The organism is Sporosarcina psychrophila, from assembly GCF_001590685.1.
Taxonomy (GTDB): domain Bacteria; phylum Bacillota; class Bacilli; order Bacillales_A; family Planococcaceae; genus Sporosarcina; species Sporosarcina psychrophila.
The window spans coordinates 1,863,706-1,884,844 of record NZ_CP014616.1 but is presented as its reverse complement, the minus strand read 5'-3'; the positions used below and the strand labels follow the sequence as shown (position 1 = coordinate 1,884,844).

At 41.8% G+C, this 21,139-nt stretch carries 22 protein-coding genes and 1 other annotated feature; of the genes, 3 read left to right on the top strand and 19 right to left on the bottom strand.

The features are described 5' to 3' along the window. Nucleotides 1–254 precede the first annotated feature (254 nt). Nucleotides 255–962 carry an RNA polymerase sporulation sigma factor SigK gene (gene sigK, locus AZE41_RS09010; protein WP_067208284.1) on the top strand — a complete coding sequence of 236 codons (708 nt, stop codon included), beginning with the start codon at nucleotides 255–257 and terminating at the stop codon, nucleotides 960–962. Between the two features lie 316 nt (nucleotides 963–1,278). On the opposite strand, the gene mtnN is transcribed toward sigK, so the two are convergent. The 15 genes from mtnN to cymR all read right to left on the bottom strand — a co-directional run bounded on the left by mtnN (nucleotide 1,279) and on the right by cymR (nucleotide 16,584). Continuing rightward, entirely contained in the window at nucleotides 1,279–1,971 is a 693-nt protein-coding gene (mtnN, locus tag AZE41_RS09005) for a 5'-methylthioadenosine/S-adenosylhomocysteine nucleosidase (RefSeq protein ID WP_067208280.1), read from the bottom strand. A gap of 24 nt (nucleotides 1,972–1,995) precedes the next feature. Then, nucleotides 1,996–2,691, bottom strand: a complete 696-nt coding sequence (locus AZE41_RS09000) for a YrrS family protein (protein ID WP_067208279.1) — start codon at nucleotides 2,689–2,691, stop codon at nucleotides 1,996–1,998. A 262-nt stretch (nucleotides 2,692–2,953) separates the two neighbouring features. Continuing rightward, nucleotides 2,954–3,430 (bottom strand): transcription elongation factor GreA, encoded by a 477-nt coding sequence (gene greA, locus AZE41_RS08995; RefSeq protein WP_067208276.1) that lies wholly within the window; start codon nucleotides 3,428–3,430, stop codon nucleotides 2,954–2,956. Nucleotides 3,431–3,536: 106 nt separating this feature from the next. Beyond that, nucleotides 3,537–4,175 carry a uridine kinase gene (gene udk, locus AZE41_RS08990; RefSeq protein WP_067208274.1) on the bottom strand — a complete coding sequence of 213 codons (639 nt, stop codon included), beginning with the start codon at nucleotides 4,173–4,175 and terminating at the stop codon, nucleotides 3,537–3,539. Between the two features lie 62 nt (nucleotides 4,176–4,237). Next, nucleotides 4,238–4,873 (bottom strand): O-methyltransferase, encoded by a 636-nt coding sequence (locus AZE41_RS08985; protein WP_082786540.1) that lies wholly within the window; start codon nucleotides 4,871–4,873, stop codon nucleotides 4,238–4,240. Between the two features lie 25 nt (nucleotides 4,874–4,898). Continuing rightward, on the bottom strand, nucleotides 4,899–6,023 hold the full coding sequence (mltG, locus tag AZE41_RS08980; RefSeq protein WP_067208270.1) for an endolytic transglycosylase MltG: 1,125 nt from the start codon (nucleotides 6,021–6,023) through the stop codon (nucleotides 4,899–4,901). A 433-nt stretch (nucleotides 6,024–6,456) separates the two neighbouring features. Then, nucleotides 6,457–6,756 (bottom strand): DUF1292 domain-containing protein, encoded by a 300-nt coding sequence (locus tag AZE41_RS08975; protein ID WP_067208268.1) that lies wholly within the window; start codon nucleotides 6,754–6,756, stop codon nucleotides 6,457–6,459. Nucleotides 6,757–6,766: 10 nt separating this feature from the next. Beyond that, nucleotides 6,767–7,186 carry a Holliday junction resolvase RuvX gene (ruvX, locus tag AZE41_RS08970; protein WP_067208266.1) on the bottom strand — a complete coding sequence of 140 codons (420 nt, stop codon included), beginning with the start codon at nucleotides 7,184–7,186 and terminating at the stop codon, nucleotides 6,767–6,769. Beyond that, nucleotides 7,183–7,455 carry an IreB family regulatory phosphoprotein gene (locus tag AZE41_RS08965; RefSeq protein WP_067208264.1) on the bottom strand — a complete coding sequence of 91 codons (273 nt, stop codon included), beginning with the start codon at nucleotides 7,453–7,455 and terminating at the stop codon, nucleotides 7,183–7,185. The genes ruvX and AZE41_RS08965 overlap by 4 nt, the downstream gene beginning before the upstream one ends. Nucleotides 7,456–7,537: 82 nt before the next feature. Next, nucleotides 7,538–10,171 (bottom strand): alanine--tRNA ligase, encoded by a 2,634-nt coding sequence (alaS, locus tag AZE41_RS08960; RefSeq protein ID WP_067208261.1) that lies wholly within the window; start codon nucleotides 10,169–10,171, stop codon nucleotides 7,538–7,540. 293 nt (nucleotides 10,172–10,464) lie between these two features. Further along, nucleotides 10,465–10,672 (bottom strand) — a binding site (T-box leader). Nucleotides 10,673–10,719: 47 nt separating this feature from the next. Further along, on the bottom strand, nucleotides 10,720–13,170 hold the full coding sequence (gene recD2 / locus AZE41_RS08955) for an SF1B family DNA helicase RecD2 (RefSeq protein ID WP_067208258.1): 2,451 nt from the start codon (nucleotides 13,168–13,170) through the stop codon (nucleotides 10,720–10,722). Nucleotides 13,171–13,185: 15 nt separating this feature from the next. Further along, on the bottom strand, nucleotides 13,186–13,851 hold the full coding sequence (locus AZE41_RS08950; protein WP_067208256.1) for a tetratricopeptide repeat protein: 666 nt from the start codon (nucleotides 13,849–13,851) through the stop codon (nucleotides 13,186–13,188). Nucleotides 13,852–13,864: 13 nt separating this feature from the next. Beyond that, nucleotides 13,865–14,986, bottom strand: a complete 1,122-nt coding sequence (mnmA, locus tag AZE41_RS08945; protein WP_067208253.1) for a tRNA 2-thiouridine(34) synthase MnmA — start codon at nucleotides 14,984–14,986, stop codon at nucleotides 13,865–13,867. A 23-nt stretch (nucleotides 14,987–15,009) separates the two neighbouring features. Beyond that, nucleotides 15,010–16,152, bottom strand: a complete 1,143-nt coding sequence (locus AZE41_RS08940) for a cysteine desulfurase family protein (protein WP_067208251.1) — start codon at nucleotides 16,150–16,152, stop codon at nucleotides 15,010–15,012. 12 nt (nucleotides 16,153–16,164) lie between these two features. Further along, on the bottom strand, nucleotides 16,165–16,584 hold the full coding sequence (gene cymR, locus AZE41_RS08935) for a cysteine metabolism transcriptional regulator CymR (protein WP_067208248.1): 420 nt from the start codon (nucleotides 16,582–16,584) through the stop codon (nucleotides 16,165–16,167). A gap of 131 nt (nucleotides 16,585–16,715) precedes the next feature. On the opposite strand from cymR, the gene AZE41_RS08930 reads away from it, so the two are divergent. Continuing rightward, the gene (locus AZE41_RS08930) at nucleotides 16,716–18,002 is read left to right on the top strand and encodes a replication-associated recombination protein A (RefSeq protein WP_067208245.1); all 1,287 of its coding nucleotides are present in this window, start codon (nucleotides 16,716–16,718) and stop codon (nucleotides 18,000–18,002) included. 440 nt (nucleotides 18,003–18,442) lie between these two features. On the opposite strand, the gene AZE41_RS08925 is transcribed toward AZE41_RS08930, so the two are convergent. The 4 genes from AZE41_RS08925 to AZE41_RS08910 form a co-directional block, all read right to left on the bottom strand. Beyond that, nucleotides 18,443–18,772, bottom strand: a complete 330-nt coding sequence (locus tag AZE41_RS08925; RefSeq protein WP_231885796.1) for a hypothetical protein — start codon at nucleotides 18,770–18,772, stop codon at nucleotides 18,443–18,445. Between the two features lie 105 nt (nucleotides 18,773–18,877). After that, nucleotides 18,878–19,066: a hypothetical protein gene (locus tag AZE41_RS08920; protein ID WP_067208239.1), complete on the bottom strand. Its 189-nt coding sequence runs from the start codon at nucleotides 19,064–19,066 to the stop codon at nucleotides 18,878–18,880. Between the two features lie 89 nt (nucleotides 19,067–19,155). Then, a complete protein-coding gene (locus AZE41_RS08915; protein ID WP_067208236.1) occupies nucleotides 19,156–19,470 on the bottom strand; it encodes a hypothetical protein in 315 nt (104 codons plus the stop codon). 114 nt (nucleotides 19,471–19,584) lie between these two features. Next, nucleotides 19,585–19,887, bottom strand: coding sequence for a hypothetical protein (locus tag AZE41_RS08910; protein ID WP_067208233.1), 303 nt, complete (start codon nucleotides 19,885–19,887; stop codon nucleotides 19,585–19,587). Nucleotides 19,888–20,318: 431 nt separating this feature from the next. On the opposite strand from AZE41_RS08910, the gene AZE41_RS08905 reads away from it, so the two are divergent. After that, nucleotides 20,319–21,053 (top strand): DUF5694 domain-containing protein, encoded by a 735-nt coding sequence (locus AZE41_RS08905; protein ID WP_067208232.1) that lies wholly within the window; start codon nucleotides 20,319–20,321, stop codon nucleotides 21,051–21,053. Nucleotides 21,054–21,139: the final 86 nt, after the last annotated feature.

Here is a 21,139-nt window from a genome sequence, read left to right as displayed (position 1 = left end):
CTGAAAAGCTTAACGATAAAGGCGCTCTTTGCCTTTTCGGCAAGACCGAAGCGACTCGAGGGGCTGGCGCCCGGAGTCTAGACACTAAGAAAAGGGCAAGGCGCCGACTCGATTAGAGAAACGCAAGTTACGTTCATCTCACATCAAGCTGGCTTAAATTAGGACATCCTTTATCGCCTGTCCGACTAAAAAAACGGTGATACGGCAAGAGCCGACCGCATATGCTGTCATACAACGACACAGGAGGTGGCCCGATGAGCGGGTTTGTCATGGCGATTGTCCAGCTATGGCTCGAAATTCCTGCAGTGATTGGCTATATTAGAGGGCAGGCTTTCCAGCGCCCTCTATCCAAAGAGGAAGAAGCAGCTTGCCTGCAACGTCTTGCAGAAGGCGACGAAGATGCTCGAGATGAATTGATTGAACGTAATATGCGGCTCGTCGCCCACATCGTAAAAAAATTCCACCCAAAACACGAACTACTTGATGATTATATCTCAATTGGAACAATTGGACTCATGAAGGCGGTAAACAGTTTCACTCCGGATCGCAAAACGAAACTGGCCACATACGCCGCCCGCTGTATTGAAAATGAAATACTCATGTATTTACGAACACAGAAAAAGGTACAAAAAGACGTCTCCCTCTTTGATCCGATCGGTATGGATAAAGATGGCCAATCCTTGCAAATTGCTGATTTGCTTCAAACAGATGATGAATCGCCGGTCGATGCAGTCGAACAAAAAGAAAGAAAAGAAAGGCTGTACAGACATCTTGGAAAACTTGACGGCCGGGAACTTGAAATCATTCAAAGACGATATGGTCTGTTAGATGACCTGCCTATGACGCAAAAAGAAATTGCCGAGCAGCTCGACATTTCGAGAAGCTATGTCTCTCGTATCGAAAAACGCGCAATCGTTAAACTGTACCAGCTATTCAAACATGAATACAATGATTCAAATTAAGGACCAAAAGCGCAAGCACCTGTTCAGTGGCACTAGAGTCTTGACGTGAATTACCTTCATTTGTAGGTTATCCACAGTGCAAGATTTTATAATTCCATAAGTAATAAAGAAAAGGCGTTTCCACGCGGGAGTGATCCCAGCATAGGAAACGCCTCTTCTTTTACAGCTCAGTCCGCGCTAACCTCACGGGAGATGACAACTGCAATAATTGTTGTTGCGATAAACACGCCTGCCATTAAAAATAACATAGTTAAATCCCTCCTCGAAAAAGAATATCTGCAAGATCTATTCATATACCTATCTTACCATGAAATGCTTAAAGTTTCGAGATGACTTTTAAAACAATATCTGTGGAATGACGTGCCGCAACCGGAAGGAACTCATCAAAACTAATTGGTGACTCTTTTCCTGCAATATCTGATAATGCCCGAATGACAACAAACGGCGTACCAAACTGATGGCATACTTGAGCGACGGCCGATGCTTCCATATCCGCAGCGATCATCAGAGGGAATGTCTCTTTCACTTTTTTAACATGTTCAGTATTGCTCATAAACGTGTCACCCGAAGCGATAAGTCCTGTAGCATGTGCATGTGCTCCTACTTCATCGACAGCAGCACGAGCTGCATCCACAAGCCCTAAATCTGCTGGATACGCTGCTGGTTGTCCTGGAACTTGACCATGCTCGTAGCCAAAAGCAGTTACATCGACATCATGATGACGCACTTCATTGGAAATAACGACCGTGCCGACTTCAAGTGAATCATGGAATCCCCCTGCTGAACCTGTATTAAGAACAACATCCGGCTTATAATTGCTTAGTAATAACGTCGTTGCAATCGCGGCGTTTACTTTACCAATCCCACTTTTCACAAGTACAACATCATGCTCACCGATTTTCCCTTCGATGAATTCACACCCTGCAATTGTTGTCGCAAGACCTGAATCTATTTCTTCACGTAAGAGTATTACTTCTTCTTCCATTGCGCCAATTACTGCTATCTTCATAGTATTCCCTCCACTAAACTGCATTTAATAATCAAAGTCCAATGTTGTTAATTTATCCATTTTTACAGGTTTCCAGCCTTCGCCATCCACCCATTCGAGATAGACACGGTATTTCTGTGTACTATCTCTTGACGAAACGATTCCAATAGACTTCTGTGGTCCACCGCCGTTTTTAATCTTCAAAAAGATCATTGAATCTTGTGGTAGACCAGTTGCATAGGCAAGTGCTTGCTTTTTCTCATTCCAATCCACTGAAGTGCCATCATACTGGGATACGTGCTCGCCTGTTTGTGTCGTACCTACAGGCTTCCATGCATTATTGACAATCGTCTCGGCAATGATTGCGTCGTCTGAAGGAACGGATGTTACCGAGCCAGATTCCTCACTACCGTCTTCATTAGTTGTTTCGTCGACTTGTTCGGTTTCTGTAGTGTTTTCTGGTGCAGATCTCTCTTCGTCCTTTGTTGGATTACTATCTTCTGTCGCATTATCCTTATCGTCATCTTCAACGTCTTCTGCCTTATCATCATTGACAGTGCTATCATTTGCAGTTTCTTCAATATCGTTCGGTTCATTATCACTCTTGTTGCCAGAGAAAATGGCCACTGTAGCGATAACAATAAGAACTACAACAACTGCAATCATACTGTTCAAAATTTTATTTCGGTTACGACCTTTTTTTCGTTCAACTCTCGAAAGATCAGGTTCTCGTTCTGTCATTCACATATCAACTCCTGTTAAGATTTTGACGATTGCCAGTATGTAATAGACGAGTAGCAACGTAATTTGTTTCATAAAGTTCTAAAAAGGTATTTCATTGAATTCGCTGCACTGCTCGGGGATGGCATCAGCCTAAGGGCCTCGGTTACTCCTGTTAAGGTGCATTCTCTCAGTTTATTTATAGGCATTCATTTATTCAACTTTTATCGTAAATCATAAAGTACGAAAACCGCCCTCACAATAGAGGGCGGCTATCAGTAAATCATTTTATATCAAGAATTGTAACTGACATTTCTCCACCCGGTGTAATAATTTTCACTTGATCACCTTTAGAACGACCGATAAGTCCTTTTGCAATCGGTGAATCATTTGAAATAAGACCTTCGATTGGATTCGCCTCTGCAGAACCAACAATCGTATACGTCTCTTCATCTCCGTCTGGCAGTTCTTTAAATGTGACGGTTTTCCCAAGGCGTACTTCGTCAGTATTTAGTTCGTCTGCTGTGATGATTACCGCATTGCGGATCATCGACTCAATAGAAGCAATTTTACCTTCAAGGAAACCTTGATCTTCTTTCGCGGAATCGTATTCCGAGTTTTCCGAAAGATCCCCGTGACTACGCGCGATTTTTATGCGCTCGACAACTTCTTTTCGTTTAACTGATTTTAGAAAGTCTAGCTCTTCTTCAAGCTTTTGTTTACCTGATGCAGTCATTGGAAATTTCTTTTCTGTAATCATTACACACACCACTCCCTAATATTCCTGTTCATAAAAATACTATGCCGCTCCTACGACAGGTATGCGACATAGTGCTAAATCTGTATAGAATTCTGTCATTATCATATTACAATTCTGTTCCAGATTCAAGAATTGTTTTTATTTTCGTAACCATTAGGTCGATTGCGACTTCATTATGACCGCCTTCTGGAATAATAATATCGGCATACCTTTTCGTTGGTTCGATGAATTGATTGTGCATTGGGCGTACAACAGACAAATATTGCTCGATGACCGAATCAATTGTTCTACCCCGCTCATTAATGTCACGCATAATACGACGAATGATACGCAAATCCCCGTCTGTATCGACAAATAATTTGATATCCATTAGATCACGTAACCTCGCGTCCTCAAGAACCAAAATCCCTTCCAGGATAATGACATCTTTCGGTTCGATAATAATCGTCTCTTCAGACCGCGTGTGTAATGTATAATTATACACGGGTTTTTCTACGAGCTTTCGGTCAATAAGGGTTTCAACATGATGAATTAGTAGATCTGTATCGAACGCCAGCGGATGATCATAATTCGTTTTCAACCGTTCCTCAAATTCCAAGTGAGACTGGTCTTTATAATAATAATCCTGTTCGATAACAACCACAGAATGCTCTTTAAACACATCGTAGATTGAATTGGTAACACTTGTTTTACCCGATCCTGAGCCACCTGCAATACCGATGACGAGAGGTTTTCTAGATTTCATTTCAAACTCCCTTTACGCATCAGAATATCCCGTTATTCTAGGATATCCACATTAATGTCTTTTTATTTTTTTACCGCAATTAAAAGCCCGTCTCCAACCGGAAGCAAAGACGTTTCGTACTCAGGATTATTCATAACCCATTCAGTGAACTCTTTCAAGTTGCGTATCATTGTGCGATTTCGCCTCGGGATATCCTTATCTTCGAGCAGCACTATACCATGCATGAACATATTATCGCAATAAATAACGCCCCCGGCTTTGAGGCTAGACGCATATTTTTCAAAGAATCGTTTATATTGCCCTTTAGCAGCATCAATGAAAAGCGCATCGTAAGTCTTATCGAAAATCTCAGCACTGTCAGTTAACAGCGCGTCCGCTTCAATAATAGCAATCCTTTGTTCAAAACCACTCCGCGTGATGTAGTCAACCGCTTTCAAATACCGATCAGTATCTCTTTCAATAGTCACAATAGAAGCCTTAGGTAGTGCCCCAGCAATTCGTATCGCCGAATAGCCGATTGCACTACCAATTTCAAGGATACGTTCCGGATTTTGAATTCTTAATAGGCTAATAAATAAGTCGATACCCTCATTATCCATGATTGGAACATGATGTTCTTTCGCATATTGTTCTATCTCAACAATGAGTGTATCTCTTTCTTTCACAAAACTTGCAAGATATGTCTTATAGTTATCCATTGCGTTCATCTCCAGTTCAAGACCGTCAATCCCCTGATAAATAAAGTGTCCGGTTTTTCAAATGCTGATCATAAGAATCCGTAAAATGATTGACACCTTTCTTATCAGCTAAGAAAAATAGATAGTTCGTTTTAGAAGGGTCTATAACTGCTTCGATTGAAGACCTTCCTGCTCCCGCAATCGGTCCAGGCGGCAATCCTTTGACGACATACGTATTATAGGGATCTTCTATTTCAAGATCTGAATAAAGTACTCTATCTTTGTGCTCACCTAGTGCGTAAAGGACTGTTGGATCCGTTTGAAGCGGCATATCTATCTCCAAGCGATTGTAAAATACACTGGCAATCGTTTCTCTATCTGATTGGGCCGTCGCCTCTTCTTCAAGCAGCGATGCGAATGTCAACAACCAATGAACTGATTTATCATTGCTTTGCAGATAATCGAGATAAGGCGTTACATTTAGCGCAGTCCCCTGAATCATCGAATTGACTATTGTTTCAAGAGATGGTTTTTCTTCAAAAAACGGATAAGTTGCTGGGAATAAATAACCTTCCAACGGATATTTAACGTTTTCTGCTTTAATATCTTCTGTCAAGATTTTCGAATATTTCCCCATCAACATATTGACGGTTGCTTCGTCATTTACATAAGCAAGGAATTCTTTCTCTGAAATCCCTGTACTTTTTTCGACAATTTTAGCAATTTGTTTCAATGTCAGTCCTTCTGGAACAGTCATTGTAAAGACTGGTTCTCTATAAACTTTTCCTGTTTTTAAACTTTCGATGATTTCGTCAAGCGTCATCGATTTCGTTAAGCCATACGTCCCTGCTTGAAACTGAGAATTGTTATTGAACTTCACGTAATATTTGAACAGACGAGCATCTTTAACAATCCCATTTTCTTCAAGTTTCGTTGCAATAGTGTCTACACCAGACCCGATAGGAATTTCTACTTCAATGACTTTTTCGGAATCCGGGTCCATGGGTTGAAGGGCCCCTGTTATGTATTTATAGACGTAACGGCCACCAATTAAGCCAATAAGCACTAGAACAAGTACGATTACTAGCACAATCCTTCTAACGATTTTCACTTCTTTCTTCTTTTCACGCATTCGCTCGAACATGATATCTTTTTTCGAACCATCATCCATGCGTAATCCACCTCTTTCGTTCGAAGCATAATAAGAAAAGCGCAAGGCGCCTACCTATAGGGAACGCAGCTTAAATGCGCCACTTCCTATGGCAACAGCTGCATGACCTACATCCTGTAGGCCCGCGACGGGCATAAGTCGATCCAGCGACGTGGCGCTCTTTGCCACATAACTGGATTGCTTATGACCCGAGCGGCTGGCGCCTGAAGCCTAGACACTAAGAAAAAGCGCAGACCGACTAAATTCGCGATGTTCTGTGGCAACGTCGACACTAGTACGTCCTGTATGTCGGAGGGCCTTAAGGACTGAAGCGACTCGAGGGGCTAGGCGCTCGAGTCAAGACATTGCTCAAGGTTCTGACCTACTCTTTCTCATCTCTCAATGAAAAAACGGAACGGCCTGTACCGCACCGTCCCGTCCGTGCACATATAGTTTACTCTTCGTCTTCTTCGTCCTCTTCTGCAAGGAACGTGTTCAACATTTCTTCAATCATTTCCCACTCTGCGTCGTCTTCGATAGGCATCAATTCGCCATCTTCATTGTCTTCAGAAGGTACAAATGCAGATGCATGGATTTCGACTTCTTCGTCGTCATCCGTATCTTCTTCACCAAGTACATGATAAAGAACGTATGATTTACCGAATTCCTCTGAATCAAATGTAAAGATTACTTCACATACGTGTTCCTCGCCGTTTTCATCTACAATCGTCATTGTTTCTTGTCCGTGTTCCATTACGATCACCTCATCTATTTTTTGAATCAAGATACCCTTGGAGTATCATGATTGCTGCCATCTTATCGATAACAGTCTTTCTTTTCTTACGACTAACATCTGCATCGATTAGCACGCGTTCCGCTGCCATCGTCGTCAATCGCTCGTCCCATAATGCAACAGGAAAGCCGAATGTTTGTTTCAAAAGCTCAGCATAATCTTGAGATGCTACCGCTCTTGGTCCGACTGTATTATTCATGTTCTTAGGGAATCCTACCACAAATCCGCTCACTTCGTATTCTTTCACGAGTTCCTGGATTCTTTCCATGCCAAACTGGCCAGCACCTTCATCGACCTTTACTGTTTCAATGCCTTGGGCAGTCCACCCAAGCGCATCACTGATCGCGATGCCAACCGTTTTGGATCCAACATCCAACCCCATTGTCCTCACTCTGTTTTCCCTCCGTTTTCACGAACGTAAAACTTCACAAGTTCTTCTAGGATCTCATCCCGTTCCAACTTTCGGATTAAGTTACGTGCATCGTCATGACGTGGTATATAAGCTGGATCGCCCGAAAGAAGATAACCTACAATCTGATTAATTGGACTGTAGCCCTTTTCGTCAAGTGCCTTGTGCACATGAAGCATAACCTGCTTCACTTCTTGCTCCATTGACTCTTCAGGAAAGTTAAATTTCATCGTCTTATCGTATGACTCCATAATCGACACCCCGCTTTCAGATCATCCGTTTTATGAATCGGATATAATTACATTTCTAATTATACCCGATTTGATTCACCAGTTAAACAGATTTGACATAATCATACACGGATTGAAGGGCATCATCAAGTTTAGACACATCTTTCGCACCTGCCATTGCCATATCCGGGCGACCGCCGCCTTTTCCATCGCACTGTGTAGCTACATGATTGACGATTTTCCCAGCATGATAGTTCCCTGATTTCAAATCTTCTGTCACGCCTGAAACCAGCATCACTTTACCGTCTGCCGCTGCACCTAGGACAATGACTCCTTTTGATAACTTCTGTTTCATTTCGTCCATCATCTGACGAAGTCCATTATTATCTTTCACATCAACACGTGCAGAGATCACTGTCACGTCATTGATTTGCTGAGCAGATGCCATAATGTCCGCCAATTGACTGTTTCCGAGTTTAGCAGATAGTGATTCATTTTCACGTTGAAGTTCTTTCATTTCAGCTAACACTGATGCGATCTTCGTCACAACGTCTTTTGGATTCGATTTTAAAAGGCTTGCAGCGTTAACGAGCACTTCCTCTTCATCTTTGAATGAACGGTAGGCTTGCTGCCCCGTAAGTGCTTCAATGCGTCGTGTGCCTGCGCCGATTCCACTTTCAGATACAAGTTTGAACAAACCGATGATAGACGTTGAAGCGACGTGACATCCACCGCAAAGTTCCAATGAGTAATTCCCAACTGAAACAACGCGAACCACTTTGCCATACTTTTCACCGAAGAGTGCCATTGCACCAAGTTTTTTGGCTTCGTCAATCGGTCTTTCTGCAATATCGACAGCGATGTCTTCCCAGATTTTTTGATTGACAATTTGCTCAATTTTCTCAAGTTCTTCTTTCGTCACTTGACCAAAATGCGAGAAGTCAAAACGCAAACGGTCAGGACCGACGTAGGAACCTGCCTGGTTAACGTGTTCTCCAAGTACTTCTTTCAATGCTTTGTGAAGAAGATGCGTTGCCGTGTGATTTCGAACCGTTAGTTTTCTAGCTGCTTGATTTACTTCTGCTTGAACGGCTGCACCTTTATGCATTTCACCCGAACGAATGATTGCCGTATGCAAGTTTTGACCGTTTGGAGCTTTTTGTACATCTTTAATATCCGCAACAAATGTTGCGCTGCTAATTGTTCCTTTGTCCGCTACTTGTCCGCCACTTTCCGCGTAGAACGGAGTACGATCCAAGATGAATTGAATTTCATCACCTTCTGATGCAGTGTCAACTAATGTTCCTTCGAGTAAGAGCGCGACAACTGTTGCATCACATTGCAGTTGATTGTACCCAATGAATTCGCTTGAATCATGAATTTCACCAAGTACACCCGACTGAACATGCATTGAATCGACGTCTTGACGAGCTGCACGCGCACGCTTACGTTGGCTGTCCATTTCCGAATCGAACCCAGCCCGGTCAACCGTAACCCCTGCTTCTTCAGCAAATTCTTCTGTCAACTCGAATGGGAAGCCATATGTGTCATAGAGACGGAATGCGATAGCTCCTGGAACGATAGAAGTTCCCGATGATTTTGCAGTTTCGATCACGCCAGAAAGGATTGTCATTCCATCCGTTAATGTTTCATGGAAGCGTTCCTCTTCATTTTTAATAACTTTCATGATGAACTCTTTCTTGTCAGTCACTTCAGGATAGAAGTCTTGCATGATTTCTCCTACAACTGGTACAAGTTCAAACATAAACGGCTTGTTGATGCCCAGCTGTTTCGCAAAACGAACAGCTCTGCGTAGCAATCTTCTAAGCACATAACCGCGACCTTCATTGGACGGAAGTGCTCCATCACCGATTGCAAAAGCCACTGTACGTATATGGTCTGCAATCACTTTAAATGCAGTATCTTTTTGTTCATCTGTACCGTATCTCTCTTCGGTAAAGTTTTCAATAGCTTTCATGATAGGCATGAATAGATCTGTATCAAAGTTTGTCGGAACGTTTTGGATAACTGATGCCATCCGTTCGAGTCCCATTCCTGTATCAATGTTCTTTTTCGGAAGTGGGGTGTATGTATTATCCGGATTATGGTTAAATTCCGAGAATACAAGGTTCCAAATTTCTAGATAACGTTCATTTTCTCCGCCTGGATATAATTCAGGATCAGAGAAATCGTCGCCGTATGCCGGTCCGCGATCGTAGAAGATTTCTGAGTTCGGACCACTCGGGCCTTCCCCGATGTCCCAGAAGTTTCCTTCAAGACGGATGATACGATCTTCTGCAATCCCTACTTTGTCACGCCAGATTCCATATGCCTCTTCGTCTTCTGGATGGATTGTGATGGATAGCAGCTCAGGGTCAAAACCGATCCATTTTTCATCCGTTAAAAATTCCCATGCCTGAACAATTGCTCCTTCCTTGAAATAATCACCTATTGAGAAGTTCCCAAGCATTTCAAAAAATGTATGATGGCGAGCTGTTTTCCCGACATTTTCAATATCGTTTGTACGGATTGACTTTTGTGCATTGACGATACGCGGATTAGTTGGAACAACACGACCATCGAAATACTTTTTCATTGTTGCAACGCCGCTGTTAATCCAAAGAAGTGATGCATCATCGATTGGTACAAGCGGTGCAGATGGTTCAACACTATGCCCCTGTTCCTTGAAGTAGTCCAAAAACATGTTACGTATTTGTGACGTTGTTAGTTTTTTCATGAATGAATCCTCCTTTTAAATTGAAAACATGTGGATATCGGGTGTGGGCCTCTTATTTCAACTTTCGAATCGTAATGTCAACTTTGAGGCTCTAATGGCAACTCCGAAATTCTAATCACAACTTTTGATTTCTAATGGCAACTTTCGAAACGTAACGGCAACTCCTGATTTCCAAGCGCGACGTCGGGATATAATTGCAAACCGCTGAAGGAATGCAGCCTAAGTGCGCGACGTCCTGTTACAAAGGCTGCATTCCCGCGTCCTGCGGGCACAAAAAAATCCCCGCCCCTAATGCAAGGGACGAAGATGTTAGTCTCGCGGTACCACCCTAATTACCGGAAGAATTGAATCCGGCATCTCTGGTTGCCTTAACGCGGCGGACGGCAGTGATGAGCTGCACTCGGGAGTAGCTTTTCAACATTTTCGCTCGAGAGCCCTTTCAGCCAAGGGGCTCCTTTCTGGACGAGTAAACTTGTCTACTTTCTCCGTCAACGTATTACATATGAATAACATTTCTAACTGGATTATAGAAAAGTTCCGCCTTGTTGTCAATCTGAAACTTCAAGAAATTCATAAGGCGTTACCCCTTTCATGCCAATCAGCGGATCGATTGATAGGAAAGTTTCCATCGTAAGTGCAAAAATGACAGGTTGGGAATCATCTGAACTCACATGCGCCTCATTAGAAACCTTTGCACGCTCAGGATCAGGAGACTCCATAGCTACCAATTCAACGACATCGCCGTTTAACCGCTCTTTTAATGTCGTCTGCCTCTCCAATTCGTCAGTTCGTGCTATACCTGCCCTGAACTCTTCAGGCTCGCCACAGAGGATAAGGAAGTTTTTTGCACGAGTGATGCCGGTATACAGTAAATTACGACGCAACATTTTACGATGACCGCGGACGATTGGCATAATGACGATTGGGAATTCGCTGCCCTGGGATTTATGGATTGAACAGCAATAAGCAAGTGTCAGCTGGTTAAGATCATTGCGTTCATAGGTAACTTCAATTCCATCGTACGAAACAACTAGTAGTTCTTTTTTATCAATTGTTTCTTTCGCTTTGATAATCGCAATGACTTCACCCATATCTCCGTTAAAAACATTACTCTCGGGTTGGTTGACAAGCTGAAGCACTTTATCACCAATTCGGTAAATCGCTTCGCCAAAAACCACTTCTTTGCGTTTTGGTCCTGGTGGATTGACCATTTCCTGAATCATTTTGTTTAAACCATCAATACCCGCCGGTCCTCTATACATCGGCGCAAGAACTTGGATGTCTTTAATGCGGTGACCTTTGGTAATGGCATTTTTCACGACTTGTTCGACGACTTCGAGAATTCGATCGCTACCCGCTTTGATAAATGAACGATCCGATGTTTTCTTCGTTATGTCATCTGTCCATTCTGACCGTTTAATCATATGAGCCATTTCGATAATCGACGAACCTTCACTTTGCCGAAATACTTCAGTCAGCTCAATGATAGGGACTTTACCAGAATCTAACATATCCCGAAGTACTTGACCGGGTCCTACAGGCGGCAGCTGGTCTTGGTCACCAACGAATAACAGTTGCACATCATTGGCAAGTGCCTTTAGTAACTGATGGGCAAGCCATGTATCGACCATCGACATTTCATCAATGATAATGAGACGCCCTTCAACTTCCCGCTCAGTCTCTTCATCCTTTTCCTGCCCGTTGAATCCAAGCAAACGGTGAATTGTCATCGCAGGTAATCCAGTCGATTCCGACATACGCTTAGCTGCACGCCCAGTTGGCGCCGCTAATACAATCGGAAATGGTTCTTTCTTTTTGGCATACTCTTTCGGGTCGAGCGACAATCCGTGAAGTTCTGCATACACTTCGACAAAACCACGAATAACAGTCGTTTTCCCGGTTCCAGGACCGCCCGTTAATATCATTAATGGCGAATGAAGGGCTGTTTCAATCGCTGCAACTTGTGTTTCTGCATAATTAACACCTAGCCGCTCTTCAACTTCCCCGACCGCTTTTCTTATTTCTGACACAGGAAATTGATCCGCTGTGTCATTTTCCATAATGCGCTCAAGCTTCGCAGCGATACCGATTTCTGAAAAGTAGAGGGACGGTATGTATAATCTACGTTCTTCAGCAGATAGCTTGCCTTCCTCAACAAGCACAATAATTGCCTGGGAAATATCTGAAAATGGAATATCAATGCGCTGACTCATTTCAAGCAGGCGTTTGACGTCTGGCAAAATGGCTTCCGCTTCAACGTATACATGCCCCGCTGATTGCACTGCTTGGTTCATCGAATGAAGGATGGCCGCCTTGATTCTTGAAGGGTGGTTTCCTGTAATGCCTAGGTTTTTGCCGAGTTCGTCCGCACGCTGAAAACCTACCCCTTCAATTTCTTCAATAAGTCGATATGGATTTTCAGACAGCAATGAAACCGATTCTTCACGATACTTCTGATAAATGCGCATAGCGATTTGCGGTCCGAATCCCCATTCATTCAATTGGATAATTGTCCGCTCAAGTCCCATATTCTGCTCCAAAACGGAAATCAATGTCTCTTTTTTATCATCCGCTAGTTTCGGAATAGTACCAAGAACAGACGGATCGTCAAGTATCTTTTTTATAGCATCCTTGCCTAACTTTTTAACAATTGTTTGTGCTGTCTTCATCCCGATGCCCGGAAACAAATCACCTGACAGATAATGGACCAGTCCCGTTTCTGTTGCCGGCATCTCTTTCGCAAAGGTATGCACATCAAACTGCGCACCGTATGTCGGATGATTAACAAGCTTACCTGTAAATTTATAGTCATCTTCAGGATTCAGTTGTGGAAAACTGCCTTTAACGATGATTTCTTTATCTTCATTCCCACTATTCGTTTCACGAACTTTTAATTTCGCGATCGTAAAAAGGCTGTCGGGGTTATGGAAGATTGTCACGACTGGTCGTCCAATCAAAAAAACTTCATCCGTATTTCCCGCCATGTTGTTCCCTTCCATCACCGCCACCCCTTCTTATTTTCCTTCTTCACCCAACTTGATCATGTCATATATATAGCGTGCTTGAACATGTTCTGGATCGATTGTGAATGCTTTTTCAAGATGATTAAGCGCATCTTGTTTCTCTTCTGTTGACACTGCATATAAGAAACCGAGGTTATAATGAGCATCGGCACTTGCTTCGTCCTGTTCGATGATAAAACGGAATTCATTCCCGGCTTCTTTAAATAGCTCCAAATTGGCAAGAACAATCCCATAAGATAACCGAATTTCAAGATCCTCAGGTGCCAGTTCTGTCGCTCGCTGTAAATAAGGCAACGCTAATTTCTCATTACTCGAACGTTCGAGACTTTTCCCGAGCATGAAATAAGCGTCCGCCTCTTCGACACCTTTGCGGACTGCCTTTTCATATAATTTTGCTGCTTCTTCAAAACGATCTTTATTGTAATAAAGATTGGCAAGACCATAAAACGCTGTGCCTGCTTCAGCATCAAGTGTAATCGCTTTTTGGAAAAATGGTTCTGCTCTTTCAGCATCTCCAAGTGAAGCGAAAACATTCCCTAAATTGATATAACCGACTGCATTTTCCGGGTCCTTTTCGACCCCTTGCATAAATGATTCGACTGCTTTTTCATATTCGCCATTTTGTAGTGCGGCGATTCCAATTTCATTGTATTCCATAGTTAACTTCCCCTTATCCAACATAATCAAGTTGTTTACCGTTTTTGATAACTGTATCGATTGTTCCCCCGCCGAGACATTCGTCTCCATCATAGAAAACGACGGCCTGTCCAGGTGTGATTGCACGCACTGGTTGTGCAAAGTGGACGATTGCACTTCCGTCTTCAGTTAGTTCAACTGTGACGTTGGTATCCGGTTGACGGTAGCGGAATTTCGCTGTACAACTGAATTTTTTCGGAAGTTCACGTACAGTCGAAAAACTGACGTCAATTGCTGTCAAACTATCGGAATAAAGTGCATCGTTATCAAAGTTTTGACCAACGAGAAGGATATTTTTCTTCAAGTCTTTGCCAATAACGAACCATGGTTCTCCAGCTCCGCCAATACCAAGACCGTGACGTTGACCAATCGTATAGTACATAAGCCCATCATGACGGCCTACAGTTTCGCCTTCCATCGTCGTCATATCTCCTGGTTGAGCAGGAAGATATTGACCAAGGAATTCCTTGAAATTCCGCTCTCCGATGAAACAAATGCCCGTGGAATCCTTTTTCGCCGCTGTCGAAAGCCCAGCTTCAACCGCTTTTTCACGCACAGCGCTTTTTTCCATATTGCCAATTGGGAACATCACTTTTTGTAGTTGATCTTGTGTCAATTGATTCAAGAAATACGTTTGATCTTTATTTGCATCTTTCCCGCGCAACATTGATACGCCGCCTTCTACTTCTACGACTTGTGCATAATGACCCGTTGCTAAATAGTCTGCACCTAGACTCATTGCATGCTCAAGAAACGCTTTGAACTTGATTTCTTTATTACACATGACATCGGGGTTCGGTGTACGACCCGCTTTATATTCTTCAAGGAAATACGTAAATACTTTATCCCAATATTGTTTTTCGAAATTGACCGCGTAATAGGGTATTCCGATATCATTACAAACACTGATAACATCTTCATAGTCTTCCGTTGCAGTACAGACACCGAATTCGTCTGTGTCGTCCCAGTTTTTCATGAAAATACCGATAACTTCATAGCCTTGCTCTTTCAGCAATAGTGCTGCAACAGACGAATCTACGCCGCCCGACATACCGACAACAACGCGTGTTTCTGCTGGTGATTTAGTTGTTTTCATTCTATTTTTCATCCTTTATATTTTCATTTCACAGACCGTTTGACGATTTCAGCCGTTAGTTGCGCTGCTTCCTTAATCGTTTCCTCAGTAAGACCGAGACCAAAACTAAATCGGACCGAATTTCGTAATTTGGAAGACCCTTTACCAAACATAGCAGTCAAGACATGCGACGGATCAAGTGAACCCGCAGTGCATGCAGATCCGCTAGACACGGCAATCCCCGCCATATCGAGATTCACTAGGAGCGATTCAATATCTGTCCCAGGGAAGCTGACATTCATTATATGCGGCAGTTTTTCCGCACTTTTTACATTCATTTCGTAAGTGACATCTTGTTGGTTAAATACGTCAGTCATAATGGTTGCGTAGTTAGAATAATTCACAGTATTTTGTTCCATCGCCTGTTGTGCAATTAATACTGCTTCAGAAAAAGCAACAATCGCTGGAATATTTTCGGTTCCTGCGCGTCGTTTGCGTTCCTGTTCGCCCCCGAAAAGAACTGGTGTTGTATCAAGTCCTTTACGCTGATAAAGGAAACCGATTCCTTTTGGACCATTCAATTTATGAGCTGAAACTGATAACAAATCAACGCCGAGTTCATCCACATGAAGTGGAACGATTCCATAAGCTTGAACAGCGTCCGTATGGAAAACGGCTTGGTGTTCCTTCAGCAATGCCCCAATTTCACGAATCGGCTGAATGGTACCCACTTCATTATTGCCATACATAATCGAGATAAGAACCGTTTTGTCTGTCAGTGCTTTTTGCACTTGTTCCACAGTTATTTGTCCATTGTCATCGACTTCTAAGTAAGTTACTTCGAAACCTAGCAGTTCTAGTTGTTTACATGGATTTAATACAGCGTGATGCTCAATATTCGTCGTGATAATATGGTTCCCTTTAACCTTCATCGCCATAACAGTCCCAAAAACCGCGGTGTTGTCCGCTTCCGTACCGCCCGAAGTGAAAATGATTTCCGACGGTTCTGCGTGGATTGACTGTGCTAGCGTTTTCCGTGCGTCATCTAGCCATTTCCGTGCTTCTCTTCCAAAACTATGGATACTGGAAGGGTTACCGAAAACAGATTCAAGTGTTTCTATATAAGTAGCGCTTACTGCCGGATGAACCGGTGTCGTCGCCGCATGGTCAAGATAAATTTTAGTCATAATAAGACTCCTTTAAATGTAAAACATATAACTATCGCGCTCATCTTTTTCACCCGACTTCATCAAGTCTTCAATCGTTGTTGTATCGAGGACACTGCGTACCGCCTCGCCAATCCGTTTCCAAAGTTCTTGTTGCGGAATATCAGATCCCTCTAGTCCCTCTACAACTTGGATGGGTCCTTCAAGAATTCGGATAACATCTCCCGCAGTAATTTCCGTCGGTGGCTTAGCCAGCATATATCCGCCATAAGCGCCGCGAACACTTTTCACAATTCCACTGTTACGAAGTGGGGGAATAAGTTGCTCCAGATATGCTTCAGACAACTTCTGTTCTTCCGCAATTTTCCGTAGCGGTACTGGACCTTCCCCGAATTTAGAGCCAAGTTCAACAACTATTGTTAATCCATATCTACCTTTTGTAGAAATCTTCATATCTATCCCGTCCTTTTACGATTGCTTCAAAATATTATAGCATAACTGACCCTCAAGCTTCCTTAAAATGATTTACGGTTGTCTAACGTGTATAATAGAGGAACGGATGTACTAGGTAAGGAGTGAATAAGTTGCAAAATGAGCCATTGGCGTTTCGCATGCGCCCAAGAACTATAGATGAAATTGCTGGACAAAAGGATATTATTGGTGAAAAGACGGCACTTTACCGGATGATAAAAAACGGTCATGTTCCATCTATGTTGTTGTACGGGGAACCCGGAATCGGTAAAACGTCACTCGCCCATGCAATTGCAGGTACTAGCAATCTGCCTTTCATCGCCATGAATGCAACAGTTTCAGGGAAGAAAGATGTCGAAGACGTTGTAGCAGAATCACGCATTACAGGGAAAGTTCTACTATTCTTAGATGAAATTCATCGTTTCAATAAATTACAGCAAGATACATTACTGCCACACGTCGAAAGTGGAGCAATCGTCTTAATAGGAGCAACAACTGAAAATCCATACCACGACGTCAATCCCGCCATACGTTCCAGATGTGGTGAAATCCGACAATTATCCAGATTAGAGCCAATAGACCTAATGGAAGTGCTTCAAAAGGCGATGGCAGATGAAGAACGCGGGCTTGGAAAAATGCCGATTACCATAACTGATGAGCAGCTTACATTGATTGCGGAAGGTGTTAACGGTGATGCACGAAAAGCGTTAACTGTTCTTGAGTCTGCCGTTTCCGCAAGCGATGAAGTCGATGAAAAAATAATCATCGAAGACTGGCTACTTGAAAATCTGCTTGGACGTATCGGGTTATTTGGGGATAAAAAAGGTTCACACTTTTATAATTTATTGTCAGCACTTCAAAAATCAGTCCGTGGTAGTGACGTTAATGCCGCTATTTATTATCTTGCAAATCTTCTCGAGACTGGCGATTTAGTAGCCGTCAATAGACGCTTGCTTGTGATGGCCTACGAAGATGTCGGATTAGCTTCACCAGAGGTTGGACCACACGTATTAGCGGCGACAGACGCAGCGGTGAAGCTCGGCATGCCGGAAGCGCGTATCCCACTCGCAAATGCTGTTATCGAAATGTGCCTGGCCTCTAAATCGAATTCAGCTTATAAAGCATTCGATGCGGCTGTAAAAGCGATTAACGAGGGTAAAACCGGAGATATTCCATTGCATTTACGGGACGCACATTATGCCGGTGCAGCGAAGCTCGGTCACGTCGGCTACAAATACCCGCATGACACACCACTCGGTTCCTTCGGAGGCTGGACTAACCAGCAGTATTTACCCGATAAATTAAAAAACACGGAGTTTTACAAACCGGTTATAGCAGGAGAAGAAAAAAAGATGGCTGCAATTTATGATAGGTTGAAAGAATTTCGGAAAAAGAAGTGACTGGAATATCTAAAACCCCATCCTAAATGAATTTCCCAAGCGATATAAGACGCATATAAAACCCCAGTTAGGCAGTCTATTCGCTACAATCTAATAGAGAATAGACTGCCTATTTTTCTTGAATATGATTTCCATAATACAGTCTTCATGCTCCCTTCTGTATTCTTCTTACACAGAAGGGAAACAGTCGAAAGTGTAATTTTCCCCCTTATTCCCATCTAAATTGCCAGTTACAAAAAATGCGCCTCTACTTTTTTGTAGAAACGCACCCAGTTATATAGTCTGCACTTAACTAATGGGATGTTCTTCCAACGCCGCTTTTTCTTTTGGTGATGGCCTCTCGTTTGTCGCTCCTTCGCTAGATTTGTTCGTTATACGAGTGAGGTATACCACCTAGTTTACTCCAAATGAGTAGTGCCGAATTTTTAGTTGAGGAATTGTTATTTTTTTAAGCTGTCTAACAAAACATAACCAAATACAATCCCAGCTGTTGACGTAAATGTAGTATCTCCTAATAGCAGAAACTCTTTTGCGAATAACAAATTCAACCCGAAATAAATAGACAGAATAGGTATCATTGCTATATAAAGAGACGGAATTCCAATTGCAACAACCTTAATCCAATCAAACGACCATTGCTTTTTTTCTTTAATCTCTATAATTAATTTAGGGAATCGTAAAAAAAATCCAATAAAAACAGGAAAAATAGTTATAAAAATTAAATAAGGCATTATATTAAATGTTGTTGCCGACTCTTCTCTTAATCGCACTTTATAATCCATTCCTAGATAAAAAATAAATCCCATAACTACTACGGAAACGAAATAAAATAAAAATCTTTTAATTTAAGACTCCCCCCTTCAACTTTCCTCTTATTAAAACGGTCCATTTTGCTGGTCATGCCGCCCCACTTCTCGTAGAGAACCGGCTACCGCTGAGTTCTGATTCACTGACTTTTCCTGGTCTTTAAAATCATATTTTCGCCCAGTCAAAAAATCTACAAGATAGACACCTACAAGCAAAGTTACAATGGAACCCCAGAAAACCCACATCACCCAATGCATTACATTCCCTCCCCTTTTCACAATCCCAAATACCTAATAAGAGAAGTGTGAATTAATTATTTCAACCTTATAAACTGGAATTTGACATCCTACTTCGCTGCTCGGTCACGATATACAATCAGCGTAATTACATTTAATAGGATGGTAACGATGAGAAGAACTGCCGCAACGAACGCCACAGCACCCGTTGTGTCCATAAGAGCAGACCAATCCTCAATCTTTACCAAGTGATAGTTATAGAAAATCTGGAAACATAGCGAAATAGCACAAGCACTGATGCTCATAATAGTAAGAGGGACCCAATTCTTTTGGTTCTGCTTTTCATATCGCATCAGATTAACAACAGGAAGTATCCAAGCAATTAGCCCAAGCACTAAGCTGCCAAGATTAAGCAAAACAATCATATCTAATCCCCCCTTTATATTTTTCGTTTCTTCATTCTTGTTCAACAGTCCTGCCCCTACACGAAACAAGAGTCGTTAGTTTTGATAGCAAGTCTCATACTGATCTTTCATTAATCAGCTTTGACATACTAACCCACTTTCGTGATAAATTTCTTTGCCGATTTCCAACTCAATACTTCTATTTGAATTTGGATACTTAATTTCTTCATTTATAATATATAAAGTGTTTTCATCCTTCCACTCCATAGAAAAATAACTTTTTGCATCACTATAATAAACTGTCTCAATTTTATCATCCACATCATTATAAGTGATTTCTATCCATAGATTGACACCTCCAGCGGCACCACCATATGTCATGTAGTAAGCATTAGCTGTATTTTTTTCTGTCGGATAATTGACAGGTCCCTTGTACAATCGATCTACACATTACTTAAATTAGAAATCTCTCTACTACTAGTACGTTCATTGTGACTGAATAGTTTCAATAAATAAAAATCATCTTTCATTTAACGTTACAAAAATTTGATATTAATTACTCTAAGACCGATAATTAAGTCCATTTACTCTATACTGTTAGTACCAAAAGATTAATCGCTATCTAACTCTAGCTATAAATTTTAAGCGGGAAATTACGAAAAAAGAGAGATAACAGTATGTTTAAAAACAAAAACACTGAAATCTTATATGACCGTTTTTGATTCTTGGAATAGCTTAATTAACTATCTACAAAAAAGTATTCACCTTATTACTTTTTCTGGTTAAAAGCTACATTTTGGATAATATACAATTAATTGAAAGAGTAATAACAATCTTCAACTACAATATCTTTACAGTGGAGGGTTAACATGATTCCAGAAGTGATGATCGTCGGGGTGTATCATTTAGGAGACACATCGGATTTAATCAATGTTGAACGCAAAAACGATATTGATTTAGAGCTAGAAGCAAAGGAAGTTGTTGACGCACTAAGTCGGTTTAATCCGACAAAGTTAGCTGTCGAAGCTGATCCGGAAGTACAATCGAAGTTAAATGAAAGTTATCGAAAGTATCTATTGAATGATCCGACCCCAATGAAAAATGAAATAGAAACGATTGGTTTCCCTTTAGCGAAGGAATCGGGCATAAGCGAAGTTTCTTGTATCGATTGGAGGGGGGACGATAATGAAATAGCAACAATAGGCGATATTTTTCAGTATGCAAAAGAGTATGAACCCGAACGCTATAAGAAAATAATGACAACGTACATGGAACCCATGCAACGTGAGGCAGAAGAATGGTCCAAACTCCCGATTTTAGAAGGCTATAAACGTGTGAATGCAGCAGAAACTGTTAAAAATATGCACCAATTTTACATGGAATTTGCGATGATTGGAAAAGAGAAAGATTATTTTGCAATGGATTGGTTAACTTGGTGGTACAAACGAAATTTAATACTCTATACAAATGTGAGAAGGTTGATATCAACTCCACAGGATCGAGTTTTGCTATTAATCGGCGGCGGCCACGTTCATCTTATTAAACAGTTTTTGGAGGAATCCGGAGTATGTACGGTGGTTGATGCGAATAAATACTTAAATTAAATAGGTGGAGTGTTCTTTCAGTGGGTAACATTAAATTAGATTATGAGTAAGAATATAATAAGTACCCCTTTTTCTGGGGCGCTTAT